At 55.5% G+C, this 16214-nt stretch carries 18 protein-coding genes; 12 read left to right on the forward strand and 6 right to left on the reverse strand.

Features of this window, described 5'->3' with window-relative positions:
- A partial coding sequence (locus tag VGJ94_19330) for a tetratricopeptide repeat protein (GenBank protein HEY3278773.1) occupies window positions 1–889 on the reverse strand: 889 nt, incomplete at its 3' end.
- 288 nt (window positions 890–1177) lie between these two features.
- On the opposite strand from VGJ94_19330, the gene VGJ94_19335 reads away from it, so the two are divergent.
- The 10 genes from VGJ94_19335 to sfsA all read left to right on the forward strand — a co-directional run bounded on the left by VGJ94_19335 (window position 1178) and on the right by sfsA (window position 9306).
- The gene (locus tag VGJ94_19335; protein ID HEY3278774.1) at window positions 1178–1501 is read left to right on the forward strand and encodes a hypothetical protein; all 324 of its coding nucleotides are present in this window, start codon (window positions 1178–1180) and stop codon (window positions 1499–1501) included.
- A 199-nt stretch (window positions 1502–1700) separates the two neighbouring features.
- Complete coding sequence (locus tag VGJ94_19340) at window positions 1701–2264, forward strand: response regulator (GenBank protein ID HEY3278775.1); 564 nt, start codon at window positions 1701–1703, stop codon at window positions 2262–2264.
- 40 nt (window positions 2265–2304) lie between these two features.
- The gene (locus tag VGJ94_19345) at window positions 2305–3771 is read left to right on the forward strand and encodes an HD domain-containing phosphohydrolase (GenBank protein ID HEY3278776.1); all 1467 of its coding nucleotides are present in this window, start codon (window positions 2305–2307) and stop codon (window positions 3769–3771) included.
- Complete coding sequence (locus VGJ94_19350) at window positions 3768–4349, forward strand: PilZ domain-containing protein (GenBank protein HEY3278777.1); 582 nt, start codon at window positions 3768–3770, stop codon at window positions 4347–4349. The genes VGJ94_19345 and VGJ94_19350 overlap by 4 nt, the downstream gene beginning before the upstream one ends.
- 1 nt (window position 4350) lies before the next feature.
- A complete protein-coding gene (locus VGJ94_19355; protein HEY3278778.1) occupies window positions 4351–5118 on the forward strand; it encodes a flagellar motor protein in 768 nt (255 codons plus the stop codon).
- Window positions 5115–5975: a flagellar motor protein MotB gene (locus VGJ94_19360; GenBank protein HEY3278779.1), complete on the forward strand. Its 861-nt coding sequence runs from the start codon at window positions 5115–5117 to the stop codon at window positions 5973–5975. Before VGJ94_19355 ends, VGJ94_19360 begins: the two co-directional genes overlap by 4 nt.
- A 54-nt stretch (window positions 5976–6029) precedes the next feature.
- Complete coding sequence (locus VGJ94_19365; GenBank protein HEY3278780.1) at window positions 6030–6326, forward strand: hypothetical protein; 297 nt, start codon at window positions 6030–6032, stop codon at window positions 6324–6326.
- Entirely contained in the window at window positions 6319–7155 is an 837-nt protein-coding gene (locus tag VGJ94_19370) for an HDOD domain-containing protein (protein ID HEY3278781.1), read from the forward strand. Before VGJ94_19365 ends, VGJ94_19370 begins: the two co-directional genes overlap by 8 nt.
- Window positions 7156–7164: 9 nt before the next feature.
- Window positions 7165–8091: a diguanylate cyclase gene (locus tag VGJ94_19375; GenBank protein ID HEY3278782.1), complete on the forward strand. Its 927-nt coding sequence runs from the start codon at window positions 7165–7167 to the stop codon at window positions 8089–8091.
- 57 nt (window positions 8092–8148) lie between these two features.
- On the forward strand, window positions 8149–9306 hold the full coding sequence (sfsA, locus tag VGJ94_19380) for a DNA/RNA nuclease SfsA (protein HEY3278783.1): 1158 nt from the start codon (window positions 8149–8151) through the stop codon (window positions 9304–9306).
- A gap of 67 nt (window positions 9307–9373) precedes the next feature.
- On the opposite strand, the gene VGJ94_19385 is transcribed toward sfsA, so the two are convergent.
- Window positions 9374–10099: an RluA family pseudouridine synthase gene (locus tag VGJ94_19385; protein ID HEY3278784.1), complete on the reverse strand. Its 726-nt coding sequence runs from the start codon at window positions 10097–10099 to the stop codon at window positions 9374–9376.
- 410 nt (window positions 10100–10509) lie between these two features.
- Between VGJ94_19385 and VGJ94_19390 the strand changes: the two genes are divergently transcribed.
- Together VGJ94_19390 and VGJ94_19395 are read left to right on the forward strand one after the other, a co-directional pair.
- The gene (locus VGJ94_19390; GenBank protein ID HEY3278785.1) at window positions 10510–11253 is read left to right on the forward strand and encodes a ribonuclease Z; all 744 of its coding nucleotides are present in this window, start codon (window positions 10510–10512) and stop codon (window positions 11251–11253) included.
- Between the two features lie 82 nt (window positions 11254–11335).
- Window positions 11336–12100: a hypothetical protein gene (locus VGJ94_19395; protein ID HEY3278786.1), complete on the forward strand. Its 765-nt coding sequence runs from the start codon at window positions 11336–11338 to the stop codon at window positions 12098–12100.
- A 24-nt stretch (window positions 12101–12124) separates the two neighbouring features.
- On the opposite strand, the gene VGJ94_19400 is transcribed toward VGJ94_19395, so the two are convergent.
- From VGJ94_19400 to VGJ94_19415, 4 genes are all read right to left on the reverse strand, one after another.
- A complete protein-coding gene (locus VGJ94_19400) occupies window positions 12125–12733 on the reverse strand; it encodes a nitroreductase family protein (GenBank protein ID HEY3278787.1) in 609 nt (202 codons plus the stop codon).
- A gap of 182 nt (window positions 12734–12915) precedes the next feature.
- Complete coding sequence (locus VGJ94_19405; GenBank protein ID HEY3278788.1) at window positions 12916–14187, reverse strand: CBS domain-containing protein; 1272 nt, start codon at window positions 14185–14187, stop codon at window positions 12916–12918.
- A gap of 9 nt (window positions 14188–14196) precedes the next feature.
- Complete coding sequence (locus tag VGJ94_19410; protein ID HEY3278789.1) at window positions 14197–15513, reverse strand: Nramp family divalent metal transporter; 1317 nt, start codon at window positions 15511–15513, stop codon at window positions 14197–14199.
- Between the two features lie 316 nt (window positions 15514–15829).
- On the reverse strand, window positions 15830–16214 hold a 385-nt coding region (locus VGJ94_19415; GenBank protein HEY3278790.1), incomplete at its 5' end, for a PH domain-containing protein.

Here is a 16214-nt window from a genome sequence, read left to right on the forward strand (position 1 = left end):
AGGCATTGGCCATATTGTTGTAGGCCTGACCGAAACCCGGGTTCGCATCGATTGCCCGGCCATATTCGTCGAGAGCCCGATCGATGTCCCCCGTCTCCTTAAGGGCATTGCCGAGATTGCAGTGAGCCTCCGCGTAATCGGGCCTCAGCTCGAGGGCCCGGGTATATGCGCCCATTGCTTCGCTAAGCTGCTCCTTATCCCGCAACGCATTCCCCAGATTATAATATACCTCCGCAAAATCAGGCTTCAGCGTGAGGGCCCTTCTGTACGCCGCGATTGCCTCATCGATCTTGCCCGACTGCCTCAACGCGATCCCGAGGTTCCGATAGGTGTCGGCGGAAGCGGGCCTCACCTGGAGGGCCCTCATATATACTTCGATCGCCTCTTCGGCAGAACCCTTCTCTCTCAGCGCATTCCCCAGATTATTGAGAGTCACGGGATTGGAAGGGTTAATTTCCAGGGCTTTTCGATATGCTGAAAGGGCTTCATCCACGCGGCCCCCATCTCTCAGCGCATTCCCCAGATTGCAATGGGCTTCCGCATAATCAGGCTTCAGCGTGAGGGCCTGCCTGTACGCGGCCTCGGCCTCTTCCGCCTTGCCGAGCTCTTTAAGGGCAACACCGAGATTGTTGTAAATGAAAGGGGATTTGATCGCCCTCAAAGCCGATCGGTAGTATTCCGCTGCCCTGAGGTGCTGTCCCAGCCGGTACGCGCAAATCCCGAGGATGTGGTTCGCATCACCGTTTCCCGGGTCAATCTTCAGGGCGGTGCGCGCATGGGCCTGTGCATCTTCGATATGGCCCCGCTCGTAGGCTTCAAGCGCAGCCTGGAGGGTACCGGTGAGATTCACCGTTCCCCCGCGATGGGTATGGAGGGATTTTTTCGACATTCCGATGATCATTATATAATTTTCAACGGCCTTACACAACCGTGGCCGGAAGGCAGGGAAACACGCGCCGAATGGCATGAAGAATGCAACGATATGTTGAAGCACGGGCACACGTGAAGGGCCTCGGCGGGCGGGAAGCTCAATCGGGCAAGAAAGGCGGGAAAAGGGCTGAAGGAGCAAAATTGGAGGGGATGGAAGGGCGCGGTCCGGCAGGTTTTTGACACCCGGCAGACAGGACGCTCTTAAGATAGTCGCTTTTCTGCCGATAAGAAAGTGAAGAGGGTAACCATGGATATAGAAGATCTGAAAGAGTCCCATGTCTGTCTCACCGAAAAAGCGCTTCCCGAGAAGGATGTGAGCACCTTCATCGAGCGCCTCAAAGAGAGGGAACCTTACAGCATGGACCTTATCAATCATCGCGTCGCCCTTGAACCGGATGAAGCTTTGGAGATGCTCCACAAAGAGGATGAGGTCCTGAAAAGACTCAAGGAAGAACGAGCCAAGGTCCTCAAGGAGATGGAGAAGCTCTCCAAGTCCCGGAAAGGTGCGCGCACCTACGGCTCACAATTCCCCTTCCCGCCAATGCCTGTCTTTTTCGACAAGACAAAATAACGGGAACCTTCTTAAGTTTTTCATTTTTCTGCCCGATAAAGCGTAGAGGAGATTCCCGTCCGGGATGGTGCCCTTTGAATCGGGCGGGAGGACGATCGGGATTCTCGGGTCCAGGGAGAACGGAAGCAGGGAGAGAGCGCCCGTGGCTGTTGCATGAAGGGGGAGATTGTGGCGATTAGCAGAAAGAATCCGGTGGATCATGAATAATAGAGAAGACGGGTTTCGCATCCTTATCGTGGATGACAATGTCGAGCTGAGGGAGATCCTGGGCGAATACCTGCAAGGCGAAGGAGATTTCCTCGAAGGGGCGGGTAACGGGAAAGAGGCTCTCGCCATGTACGGGAAGCGCCCTTACGACCTCATCATCACCGACCTCAACATGCCCCTCATGTCGGGCATGGACCTGCTCAAGGGGATCGCGAAATACGGCAGCACCACGGAGTGCATTATCATCACCGGGTATGCCTCCCTCGACACGGCCATAGAGGCGGTGAAACTTGGCGCCTTCGACTATATCGTGAAGCCCTTCAGGATGGAGGAGCTGAGGGTGGTGGTCAAGAACGCCCGTGACAAGATCATGCTCAAGAAAGTGAATGCGAGGCTTTTTGAGAAGCTCTCCTATTTTTATGAAGAGCTTGAGAAATATAAGAAGAAAGAGAGCGAGAAGCAGGAGGAGATCGAGCCGATGGTCGATACGGAAGGGATCATCAACGACATCCTCAAACTCGAGAAGATACGAAGGGGAAGGTTCCTGATAGAATGAGGCCCGCTGGGAGGACTATGATCTGCAAAAGGGTTTCCCGATGATTGAAGGCTCAAAAGTGCTGCTCGTCGATGACAGCGCGGACGTGGTGGAAATACTGTCCGATTTCCTCAGTATGAACGGGTGCAAGGTCCACAGCGCGTCCACGGGAAGGGCCGCGACCGACATACTCGCCACGGAGGAGATCGAGATCGTGATCCTCGATGTGAAGCTGCCCGACGTGAACGGCATAGCCCTTCTCGATATTATAAAAGTAAGAAACCCCACCGTGGCGGTAATAATGATTACCGGTCACCACGACCCGAATTTCGTGGTGGAAGCCATGAAAAAGGGCGCCTCCGATTTCCTCATGAAGCCCTTCGAGTTCGACAAGCTCATGCTCTCCATGATGCGGGTCCTGCGCGAGAGAGAGCTTCTTATCGAGAAGGAGTCGATCCTCCACAGCATAGAGGACAGTCAGAAGATCGAGCTCCTGAACAGGGAGCTGCGGAACAAGATCAAAGAGCTGACCACCATGTACCACATCTCGAACAAATTCAATTCACTCAATATTTTCGACGATGTGTACGAAAAGATGATCCATATCATCGGCGAGGTGATGGAGGTGCGGTCGTGCGCCTATTATATCGCCGACCAGGAGAACAAGGAGCTGATCCTTTATAAGGACAACGGGGACAAGGACGAAGTGACCGTCGACAAACGGGTCGTCCTGCCGGGCGAATATATGCGCGATATCACATCCCCGAAGAAATCCTTCATCATCGGAAGCAGGCTTTATCTGCCGCTGCTCATCAAAGGGGAGTGCATAGGCTTCATTATGGCCAACGGGAACGGGAACGGGAACGGATCGAAGCACCCCTTTCCTGAGACCGATATCTATTTCCTCAAGCTGATCGCGGAAAAAGCTTCGACCCAGATCGAGAACAGGATGCTCTATGAGAGCCTTTTCGAGAGCGTCCTCCACACCCTCACGTCGCTTATCGAAGCAATTACCAAGAGAGATTCCTATACCGAGGGGCACTGTAAAAGGGTGACGGAGACGAGCCTCAGACTGGGCAGGACGCTCGGCATATCCGATTACGAAGAGGACGTCATCCGGGTAGTGGGTCCGATCCACGACCTGGGAAAGATAGGGGTGCCCGACTCGATCCTCCTCAAATGCGGGAGCCTCACGGACGAAGAATACCTCGTGATGAAAGACCATTCCGTCTACGGCGAGGAGATACTCAACCGCTTCGAGATCCTTTCGAGCGAGGCGAAGATCATACGGCACCACCATGAAAGGTATGACGGGAAAGGCTACCCGGACGAGCTTCCCGGAGAGGAGATACCCAAGTGCGCGAGGATCATCTCCATCTGTGACGCCTTCGATGCCATGACCAGTAATCGCCCGTACAGAACGGCCCTCGATATCGAAGTGGCCCTGAAAGAGATAGAGAAATGCGCGGGAATTCAATTCGATCCTGATATCACGGAAGCCTTCTCGGGCATGATGGGGGAGAAATGACACACGAGCCCGACCAAAGGGAATATTTCAGAATAGACGACCGGCTCACCATAGACTACAGGCGCGTGGATGATCGCGAGTTCGAGAGGCTCGAGAGCATTATACGGTATAACCCGTCCTATGTAAGCGACAGAGCCTCCGAGATGCGCTTCCTTGATGAGGTAATGTCCCAGCAGAAGGCCGAGGAAAAGGAGCTTTATGCCTACCTTAAGGTCATCGAGCGAAAGCTCGACGCGGTGCTCGATCTCCTTACGAAAGAAAAACAGGACGTCCTTTACAAACTCCTTACGACCCGCATAAATATCAGCGGCTCGGGTGTGAAATTCGTTTCGAATGAAAAGCTCCTGTCGGGAGAGCGGCTTGAATTGAGACTCTCCCTGCCTGTCGCGCCATTCCCGAAGATATGCACCCTTTGCGAGGTCGTGCGGGTGGAGTCATCTTCCCCGACGGAGATGGAAGAATGGCACGTTGCGGTAAAATTCCTCATGATGAATGACGCGGACCGCGATGTGCTGATCAATTACGTGTTTACGAAAGAGAGAGAAAAACTCAGATCTGACAAGGGACTGGATAGCTGATATGGACTTGACGACAATTTTCGGACTGGTCATCGGTATAGGCGCGGTGCTTGTTTCTTTTCTCATGGAAGGGGGCCATCTCGGCGCCCTGTTTCAGGGCCCTGCCATGATCCTCGTTATCTTCGGCACCTTCGGCGCGGCGGTGATCACCACGTCTTATGCGCAGCTCATCACCCTTCCCAAGCTTATGAAGGTGATACTTTTTGAAAAGAAGCTGAACCCCCAGGACCTGATCGATACGATTTACGATCTGGCGCAGAAATCGAGGAAAAACGGCCTCCTGAGTCTCGAAAAGGAACTGAGCGGTGTAAAGGACACCTTCCTGAAAAAGGCGATCCAGCTCGCCGTAGATGGGTTTGAGACCAACAAAATCAGGGAGATCCTGGAGATCGAAGTGTCATATATCGAGGAGCGCCATAAGGTGGGCTCCACGTTCTTTCAGAAGCTCGGGGGGTTTTCTCCGACCCTTGGCATTATCGGTACCGTCCTCGGGCTGATCCACGCCCTGTCGAAGCTCGAAAACAGCGCCAACATGGCGGCATCCATTGCAAGCGCCTTTATCGCCACCCTCTGGGGCGTAGCCCTGGCGAACCTCATCTACCTGCCCATCGCGGACAAGCTCCGGGTAAAGCACCAGGATGAGGCCCTTTATCTCGAAATTATCAGCGAAGGGGTCATATCCCTGGCCATGGGGGATAACCCCAGGGTCATAAAGATGAAACTCCTCTCTTTTCTCCTCCCGAATAAGAGAAAAGGCGAAGACCTATGAGGAGGAAGAAAAAACCGGAAGAGCAGGAAAACCACGAGAGGTGGCTCCTTACCTACGCCGACCTTATCACCCTGCTTCTCGCTTTTTTTATCATGATGTATACCCTCTCCAAGCAGGATGCCCAGAGGTATCAGGAGGTTTCCTCGTATCTGAAGGCCATATTCACTGGCGGAACAGCCATGCTGAACCATCCGAGTGCGAGTGCGAATGCTCAGGCGGAGGCTTCGGCTGCGGCAAGCCCGCCGAATTCCCAAGCCCTCAATGAGGAGATCATGAAGCAGCTCCAGGAAGAAATAAAGAGCGTCATGTCTCTCGATGAGATGAAGAAGAATTTCACGATATTCGTGGACGAGAGGGGCATCGTGGTCAGGGCGCTCGACAAGGCCTTCTTCGATGAGGGCAAGGCGGACCTGAAGCCCAGGGCCAAGGATACGATCAACAAGATCATCCCCATTCTCAAGAAAGTGGCAAGGGAGGTCCGCATAGAAGGCCACACGGACAATGTGCCCATCAGTACCCACGATTTCAAATCGAATTGGGAGCTTTCGGTGCGTAGGGCCACGGAAGTGGTGCGCTATGTCATAGAATTGGGAGATTTTCCTCCGGAGCTGATCTCTGCCGCGGGATACGCGGAATACAGGCCCCTTATGGATAACAGCACGGCGGAGCAGAGGGCGTCGAACCGCAGGATCGAGATCATTATCGAGAAACCCGAGCCGAAGGCGGTGGCGAGCGGGCAACCGACGGTGAGCGCGGCCTCCGGTCCGAGACCCACAGCACCGACAGGGGCCGCCGGCCCGGCTGCGGGCCCGGCGCCGACCGCGAAAACAGGGCAGGGTAATGTCAGTGGCCGCTGATTGACCGGAAAGCGGGTGGTTGTTTGTTTCTAAAAGAATCGAGGAGGTCCTGACATGCCGAGAATGACGCTGGACGCCCTTCAGGAGGGGATGGTGCTGGCGAAACCCGTCACGAATACGAACGGCGTGGTGATGTTGCCTGAAGGCGCCGTGCTGACCCACTCCATGATACGAAAGATGCGGGATATGGACGTGGAATATGCCTCTATAAAAGGGGAGCCCGCAGATTCCGCCTCCATGGACCAGGTCATCGCCGATTTGAACAGACGCTTCGAAAAGGTGGAGAGGGCCCCCCATATGGAGACGATCAAAAGACTGGTCCGTGAGCACCTGGAGGGGCTTTATGGATAATATCGATCCCGCCGAACTGCGGCGGAAAGTCGAGAACCTTCACGCCCTGCCGACCATTCCGAGTATGCTCAAGCAGATTCTCGGTGTGATCGAGGATCCGAAGACATCGCTCAAGGAGATCTCCCGGTTCGTGTCGAATGACCCCGCCCTTACCCTTAAGATCCTGAAGATGGTCAATTCGCCCGTCTACGGGTTTCCGGGCAGAATATCTTCCGTCTCACAAGGCGTGGTGCTCCTGGGGCTCAACGTGGTCAAGGGACTCCTTCTCGGCATCTCGGTTTTTGACCTGATGCAAAAGGCCATGATAGGCTTATGGGAGCATTCCCTGGGGTGCTCGGTGGCAGCGAGGGTCCTGGCGAAGAAGAAGGGCGTCAAGGAATTCGAAGATGTCTCGATCGCGGCCCTGCTCCATGACCTGGGGAAGGTGATCCTTATCCTTCAATATCAGGACCAGTACAATGCGATCATGAGCGAAGCCCAGAGCAAGGGCATTCTGATCTATGAGGCGGAAAAAGAGCTTATCGGCGTGACCCACGCGGACGTGGCAATATGGATGACCCGGAAGTGGAGTTTTCCCTCAAATCTCGTCGATGTGATCGGGAACCACCACAGACCCGGCGTGTCGCGCAGCACGGCTATGGACACAGCCATCGTCCATTTCTCCGATATCCTCATACGTACCCGCGGCCTGGGTTTTGCGGGCGATCCTCTGGTTCCTGCGGTAAACACGGCGGCATGGCGACTCCTCGACCTTTCCGATCACGATATCAGGGAAATCCTTAAGGAGACGGAAGACGGCATGGAGGCGTCGGCGGACCTTTTTCAATAACCCGGATCTATGAAAACAATCGTCTTTATCTCCCAGGACATGGTTATCATCAGTATCGTGGATCAGATACTGCAGGGACTTTACAGGACCGTGGTCTTCAGGAACATGCAATCCGCCCTCGATTACATCTATAATTCCATGCCCGATCTCATGGTGGTCGACATCGATCCCGACGATCAGCCCGCCTTCGAGACCCTCAATAACCTCAAAGAAGACCCCGTGTTCAGGCAGTTGCCCGTCCTCGCCCTCCTGGCAGACGGGGGGCCTCTCTGTGGGCTTTGGGAAAAGATAGTGATTGAGGATTTTCTCCTGAAATCGGCCATCAAAGAGGAGCTGGCCCCGAGGGTGGAGCTCTCCATCCTGAGGTCCGAGAGGGTGGTGGAGATCAACCCCCTTACCCGCCTTCCCGGTAATATTGCAATAAATAAACAGATTCAGTCGAGGCTCGACAGGGATACCAAATTCGCCCTCGCCTATGCGGATCTCGACCATTTCAAACCTTTCAACGACTACTACGGCTTCAGCCGCGGCGATGAGGTGCTCAAGATGACGGGCAGGCTGATCACGAATACGGTAAAGGGCAAGCAGCCGAAGGGCAGTTTCGTGGGACATATAGGGGGCGATGATTATGTCTTCATTATGGATCTTCCCCTGGTGGAGGAGGCCGCCCTCGAGATCGTCAGCGCCTTTGACCGGATCGTGCCCACATTTTATGATATAATTGACAGGCAGAGGGCTTTTATCCGTTCTTCCGACAGGCAGGGGAAGGCGAAGAGTTTCAGCGTGATCACCATTTCCATAGGCATTGCCCACAACAGGCAGGGGTCCTTCTCTCACTACGGCGAGCTTACTGAAATTGCTTCCGAGATGAAAAGTTACGCAAAACGGCATAAGGGGAGCTGCATCAGGCTCGACCGAAGGCAGGACCTGTCATAGGCGCGGCCCTATCTGCCGGAGACAATGGCGATGCGGTAATGGGGAGAGAATGACCGGATGATCCGCTTCAGACCCTTCGAAAAAGTTTTCCCCGCACGCTTCATGAGCCGTCCGAACCGGTTTCTCGTGATCTGCGAATATGGGGGCGCCCTGATCCGCGCATTCCTCCCCAATCCGGGAAGGCTCCTCGAGCTCCTGTTGCCCGGTTCCACTCTCTATCTTATAGCCGCCGAGACCCATGAGGAGAGAAAGACCTCCTACACGGTGGTTGCGGTGGAGCGCGACCGCCGGCTGATCATGCTCCACACCCATCGCACGAACGATGCGGCCCGTTATATTATCGAAGCAGGCAAATTACCCGGTTTCGAAAAAGCGCGGATCCTCCGGGCGGAGGTCCCCCTGGGGCACAGCAGGTTTGATTTTCTCCTCGACCATGAAGGGAGAAGCATTTATCTGGAAGTGAAGTCGGTTACCCTTTTCGGTAAAAGAGTCGCCATGTTCCCCGATGCAATCACGGCCCGCGGCGCCCGACATCTCGGGGAGCTGAAAGCCCTGTCAGAAGAGGGGGTGGGGACGGCCGTGCTTTTCATGGTCCACTGGCCCGATGCGGATATCTTCATGCCCGATTTCCACACGGACCCTGCATTTGCACGGGCCTTTCTCAGCGTGCGGGACCGGGTCCCCGTGATCCCCCTTGCCCTCGGCTGGGGCAGGGAGCTCACCCTCGACGGGGAGGTGAAGCTTCTCCATATCCCATGGGACTATATCGAGGAAGAGGCGCGCGACCGGGGAAGTTATCTCCTGATCCTCCGCCTCAGGGAGGAGACGGTCGTCTCCGTGGGGAGCCTCGGCTCCATGTCTTTCCGGGCGGGTTATTATATCTATGTGGGCTCCGCCATGGCCAACCTCGGAAAGCGCATGGAGAGGCACGGGAGGCTGAGAAAACGGCATCACTGGCATATCGACGCCTTGCGGGCAGTCTCCGACGTACGGGCCATACTCGCTATTCGGGCCTCAATACGTCTCGAATGCGAGATTGCGGCTGCCGTGTCCGCTCTCGCTGATTGGTCGGTAAGAGACTTCGGTTCCACCGACTGCGCCTGCCCCACCCATCTTTTCGGCATGGTGCAAGATCCCCTGGAAACGCGACCGTTCCATGACCTGCTCCAGTATTTCAGGATGGACCGGTATCGACAGAGCGGCCCCGCCTCATGATCGGTTCCTTATGACATAAGGCCCAATTCCGGCCTTGCCGTTTTCTGCCGATGGGGGATAAGAAGTTTTAGATTCCTTCCTGCAGTTTTTTCGCCGGGAAGAGGCTTTCGAAAAAGGAGGGGAGCGCGGCTTCGAAGGTCATCCTTTCGCCCGTTACGGGATGGTTGAAGGCCAGGGACCGGGAATGGAGGGCCAGGGGTCCCCAGGCGTTTTCTTTTTTCCCATATTTATTATCATTCACGATGGGGTGGCCCTTTTCCGACAGGTGGACCCTGATCTGGTTTTTCTTTCCTGTAATGAGTTCTATTTCAAGGAGGCTCCTTTTCGGGGTCTCCTTGAGGACCCGGTACGCGGTCATGGCGAGTTTCCCCTTCGCAGGGTCTTGAACGGAGGCGACTTCATATTCATCGTTTTCCGCGAGATAGGAGGTGATGGTGCCGCTCTTTTCTGCCATGACCCCGTGCACCACGGCCAGATATCTCTTTGTGACGCCTCTCCATTGCCGTTTGAGGTGCTCAAGGGCAGTGAAGGTTTTCGCAAAGACGAGGACGCCCGAGGTCTCCCGGTCAAGGCGGTGAACCACGAAAAGCTGCTTCCTGGACCGGGCGTTGCCTCTCCTGATATAGGTAGTCAGGATCTGGTGGGCGGTCTGTTCTTTCTCGTAATTCGCTTTTACCGTGAGCAGCCCGGAAGATTTGTCCACGACGAGTACTTCCGCATCTTCGTAGAGGATCGTAACCCCCTTGGGGAGATGCCGGTGGGGGACCGGTTTTACGGCCTTCATTGTAGCCATTCTATACCATCCTTTCAAGGGCCCATGCCGCATTACCCGGCAAGAGGAATATATATCCGATCAGAAGAGCGGTGACAATTGTCTTTATCATTTTCATGGCGGTCTCTCCCTGATAATAACGAAGACCGCCGGCATGAACGGCGCCTCCATGAGAAGCAGCAGTGGGTATCGCCCTTAAGGGGTAAATGCCCCGAAAAGGGTCGGGACTTTTTCGTTTTCAAAATATACCATACATTGAGGGCCTTTGACTGCAATTCTCTGTCGACCCTTGCAGTCCGTCGACCACAACAGGGGAGTAATTTCAGCCGGGTATATTCCTTCCCCGGGGAAAATCTGTTACAATGGATGCTTCAGTCTCGAAAACGACAATCAGGGACATGAGACGGATCAGCCGACTCGGGGAGAAGTGAATGAAGGTTACTTTTTTGGGCACGAACGGGTGGTATGATACGGGAACAGGCAATACGGTTTCCGTTGCGGTGGAGACGGCCTCCGCCCTCCTTGTCCTCGATGCGGGCTTTGGAATTGCAAAGCTCGATGAGGCCGTGGCCCGCGACAAGCCCGTCTATATCTTTCTGAGCCACCTTCATCTCGACCATATCGTGGGCCTCCACGTGGCGAGCGCTTTCACCTTTCCGCGGGGGCTCTACCTGTGCGGTCAGGAGGGGCTGGCCTCCATTCTCGGCGGCTTCCTCGATGCACCCTTCACGACGCCCCTCAAAGATTTCAATTCACCGGTCACATTCGTGGAGCTTCCCCGGGACCGGGAGGTTCTTCCCTTCAGGGTGACGAGCCTGCCTCTGGTTCATTCGGTCCCCACCCTTGGCTACCGGTTCGAAATCGACGGAAAGGTCCTCGCCTATATCGGCGATACAGGCTATTGCGCTGCCGCGGTGGAGCTCGCAAAGGGCGCGGACCTCCTTATTACCGAATGTGCGTATAAGTCGGGGCAGGAAAACGACGACTGGCCACATCTGAATCCTGAATCGGCGGCACGGATCGCCAGGGAGGGGGGAGCGAAAAGGCTTGCCCTCGTCCATTTCGAGGCAAAGGCATACGGGACATTGGAGGAGAGGGAGGAGGCCGGGGTCTTGGCGCGAAAGGTATTTTCCGAGACCGTCGCTACCTGGGACGGGTTGGAAATAGATATATAGGCCATGTAACGGACTCGACAAATAACACGGGGCGGCGTCGCACATGCCGGAGCTTGTCGGGCCGGTACGGAGGGTGACAAGAATGACGCTTCCTGAAAAGGTAATTGAGATGGGTAAAATCTGTTTTCTCGGGATGGTTTTTTGTGCCGGCCTTGCACTTCTGCCTGGGCCCGCCCTGGCGGTGCGGCCTTTTGTGACGGATGACGCCCGTGTCGTAGGAGACCACCAGGCCCAGATCGAAACGTCGGTGCGATACGATCAGGATAATTTCACGAACCTGAACCTCTTCGCCTTCGGACCTACCGCACGATCGGAGGTCACCATAGGCTTTACCCATGGCTTCGCCCTCGACAAGGAATCGAACAGGAGCTATGCCGTCGCAGGGCCCCTTATGCAGTTCAAATATCTTTTCTGGGAGGCAAAGAAGAACAGCTATCCCGGCGTCGCGATAGCCCTGGGTGGCACCCCTTCCTGGGGAAAGGGTGCTTTCAGGCCGGAGAAATGGAGTGAATTTGCCTATCTCGCGGCAACGGAATCCCTCTTCGACAACGAGAAGGTCCTCATCCATGCCAACCTGGGCATCTCAACGACCAATCCTGCAGCTGTGGCCACCTGGGGTCTGGGCACCCAGATCCATATGGTACGGGGACTCCACGCGGTCCTCGAGGTATTCTATAACGATCCCTATGCGGGCAGGACCGGGGGCGCGTACCAGGCCGGTTTCCGCCACGTTGTGAGCGACAGCGTTCAGGTCGACCTGACCATGGGGGGCGGCATCTTCGGGAGCGAGCAGATCGCCACCTTCGTGGGCATGGGCCTCAGAATGGTGAGCGGAAAATTGTATTGAAAAGATTTTCCGGGAGGGTCCGGATCAGTCTACAAGGATCTCTTTTACATCCCTTCGTTTACGGGCCTCAGGGGATTCATCGGCATACCCTACGGGAAGGAGGGCAACCACATAGACGGTTTCGCCCCAGCCGAAGATCTCCTTGATCTTTTCCTGATCTATAAGCCTCACCCAGCACGTCCCGAGGCCGAGTTCCGCCGCGGTCAGCACCATGTGCTCCACGGCGATCGCTACATTGAGCGCCAGGGTGGGGCCGAGCTCGTCGACGCTCATCCTTCTTTGCCCTTCGGACCTCTTGAGGATGATCTCCACGACGCGCTCCTCGATGGCGCCTATTTTGCCCAGGTCCTGGGTGCCCGAGACGGTCCCGTCGAGATAACCCTGCACATCAGCACAGCAGACGATTACAAGGGGCGCCTCCGCGATGAAGGACTGGCCGAAAGCCGCCCGCGAAAGGCCCTGACGCGTTTCTTCATCGATGACCGTCTTGAACCGCCACGGCTGGGCATTGCACCCCGAAGGCGCCTGTCTCGCCGCCTCGAGAAGAGCGTCGACGCAGGCTTGCGGCACGGGGTCGGGTCTGAATTTTCTGATCGATCGTCTTTGCCTTATGGCATCTCTTACAGAGACCATTTTTCCCTCTCGCTCCTGCCTAAAAGGCGCTTTTCACGAACTTCACCATGATCAGGACGATGAGAAAAAGGAGATAGAACTGAAGGAAGAAGAGGGCTGCCTTCGCCATTCGGGTTGTCTTTATTCTCGGCATCTTTTACCTCCCTTTGAAATCTTGAGTCCGGCTCATCGGAGAGACCCCACTATCCGATGCCGTGCATGATATCGCTATGGTGGATCACGCCCAGCAGGTGGTCCCCCGTGTCGACCACGGGTATTGTCCTGTAATGGTATTTGTCAAAAAGCTCCATGAGGTCTTCCCGGGTGTCGTCGGCTTCGGCGGCCACCACCGAAGGGGCCATCAGCTCTTCAAGATGGGTGTAATCCTCCGCCAGCACCAGGTCACGGAGGTCCACCACCCCTGTGAGCACATTTCCCTCGGTCACCACGTAGACGTAGGAGATAGCCTGCGATTCGGGTCTCAATGCCCGGATGTGGCGAATCGCCTCGAAGGCGGTGGTTTCCTCGGGGAAGGTGACATAGTCCGAGGACATAAGCTCCGGCGCAGTAACCTCTCTTTCGGAGAGGATCCTGGTCAGTTTCTCCGCTTTCTCCTCGGGCAGCAGCGCCAGAAGCTTCACCCTCTCTTCATGGGGAAGTACGGAAAAGAGGTCGGCAAGCTGGGCCATCGAGAGCTCCGTCATGATGGTCTGGGCCCGCTCTCTCCTCAAGTTGGCCACCAGTTGCCGCTTTGCCCTCGGCTCCGCGTGGGAGAGCGTCTCCGCCGCCTTTTCCGTGTCCAGGGCCGAAAAGAATGCCTCCTGCTCCTCCCCCGAGAGCATTTCAAGCACGTCGGCCAGGTCCTCACCGGGCAACTCCACCGCCTGCTCCCGCTTTACCGAGAGGGAGACCGCATCCGTGGCCACCGCATCTTCCAGCGAGAAAGGCTGCACGAATTTCCAGGGGATGAGGCGATCCTTGACCCAATGGATCTTACCGAGTCCCCATTTTCTGAAGAAGCCGTTGAAGGAGGCATCCACGTGGACGATGATCATCCGCGCCTTGGAGCAGAGGAGATGGACATCGTTCACCACTTCCACTTTTCTGCCGTCCGTATCGAGGATGGTCCGTCCCATGAGGTGCTCGTTCAGAAGGACCCATCCCGGCTGGTCGAGAAAGGGCGGATAGGCGTCCCCTTCCTCGGGCGGCTTCACGAGGATCTGTTTTTTGCTCAGCTCGATCACCCGGTCCCACGGGATGAATTCCGTCGGTTTCCCCCACCCGTGTTCGAGATAAATGCCTACCGCCAAAGGATGGGGTTCGGTGAGGTGAAAGACGAGGTCGGCGAGCTTCTCTATGCGGTGCTCCGTGGAGCCTGCATATACGGGTTTCCCCAGCAATTCGGAAAACCAGATGAATTCGAAGTCCTGCATCCGGTTTCCTGTCTTTCCTTGCCACGCGTTGGGAATGTCCATGCCAACCTCCTATCCTTGTCCGAAGAGTCCGGGAAAAAGAACCGAAATGCCATATACCGAAGACATGATGATCACGAAGGCAGTTATGCTCCAGTTTGCGATGTTCTGCCATCGCGTATTCCTGTGCTCTCCCATCAAATCTTCGTCATTGAGTAGCAAGATGAGAAACATGAGTGCCGCGGGCAACAGGGTCACTGCGACCACCTGAACGAACATGGTAATAGTAATAAGAGGCGCGCCCGGAATGAGAACTACCGCGCCGGCCGATGCAAGGCAAAAAAAGTAAACCACGTAGAACCAGGGTGCGTCCTTTACGCCCTTATTAAGGGAGTGAGCCCAGCCGAAGACCTCGCCCACCGCCCACGAAGTGGAAAGGGAGATACAAAGCGCCCCGAGGAACCCCGCATCGAAGAGTCCTATGGCAAATAGCGCACGTGCCCACATCCCCTTGCCCAGGGGTAAAAGCGGCACGAGAGCCTCCGCAGTCTGCTGCGCATCTTCCACCCCTATGGGCGGATGGTGGTAGAAGAAAGCGGCGCCGGTGGTGATAATGATGAAAACCGCCACGAGACAGGTGAAGAAGGCGCCGGCAAAGGTATCGATCTTTCCGTATTTCACATCCTTGATGTCCAGCCCCTTGTCTACGACGGCGCTTTGCTGGAAGAATATCTGCCACGGAGTGATGGTGGTCCCGATATTGGCCATGATGATGAATAGCAGGTCCGTGGTGAGCCCTTTGGGGAATGAGGGGCTATAGAAGCCCTTGAATACTTCTGACCAGGCTGGGGCATTTCCACTCTTCATGGCCCAGAATGCCGCCGGTATATATACGAAATTAAATCCGCAAAAAAGGAGGGTAACCTTTTCGAAAGTCCAGTATTGTCCCGAAATCACCACCGCCATGAGTATGAGAGTGACTCCGGCAAAGGTGATCCACGGAGGCACGCCGAAGATGCTCATGGCGGCTGTCATTCCTATATACTCGGTCACAAGGGTGAGCCAGTTGACGATGGCGAGATCGATAATGGAAAACCAACCCCAGACGGGCCCGAAGCCGTCGAATATGGCCTCTGCATGACCCCTTTTCGTGACCGCGCCGAGCCGCACCGTCATCTCCTGTATATAGTAGGCCATGGGCACGAGGATGAAGAATGCCCAGAGAAGATTGAAGCCGTACTTCGATCCCGTGACCGCGTAGGTAGAGATACCTCCCGCGTCATTGTCCGCAATCATGGTAATGATGCCGGGTCCGAGAATGGTCAAAAGGAGGACCAAGCGGACGCGGAACCGTCTCATGCGGTGTATGGTCTTGCTGAGCCAATACATAACCGTCCCTCTCCAAAAATTCGGTTCGCTGCTATGTGAGCCGCTTTACGTTTGTTTGAAGCTATTACGTGGCCTGATCCGCCCCGAGAGCTCGCGCCCGAAGCGGGAAGGCCGATGAAGAATTACAGGGGCCGTGAATCCTGCAACGGGGTTGAAAAACTGCTCAGCTCAAACCACTGATGACCGCCAGGGTCGTCTTCCATGATCCTGTCTACTCCTTCTAGTGAGCGTTTTAACAAAAAACTGAATCAAGTGATTTTAAGACGGTAAGGCTAAGGTGTCAAGGGAAAAATGGCGGGCCTTTTATTTATAAAGCTTAAGGGGAAGGGGAGGGTGGTGCAATCTCGTCGGAATCAATGGTCTCGGGCGGAAGCTCCGGTGCGAGGGCTGCCTTGGCGTCATAGATGGCGGAGGTGAGGAGGTGGGGCGAGCCTATCATCTTGAACAGCTTCTTGTTCCCGTCAGTGCGGATAATGCGGATCTTGCCGAAGTCGAGGAACTTGCCGAGCACCGGCTGGTATACAGTGACACTCTTGATGGTGTCCAGGGGAAAGTCGTGGATTTTGGGCCAGGGAAAGCCGGGTTTCACAAAAAGCCGGTCCTTGGTCAGGCGGAACCAGCAGGACTGAAAGTTTATCCATGAGAGGACGATCCAGACGAAGGAGAGGAAGACCAGCACCCAGGCCTGGACGCCTTTTGTG

The sequence above is a fragment of the Syntrophorhabdaceae bacterium genome (assembly GCA_036504895.1).
Classification (GTDB): Bacteria; Desulfobacterota; Syntrophorhabdia; order Syntrophorhabdales; family Syntrophorhabdaceae; genus PNOM01.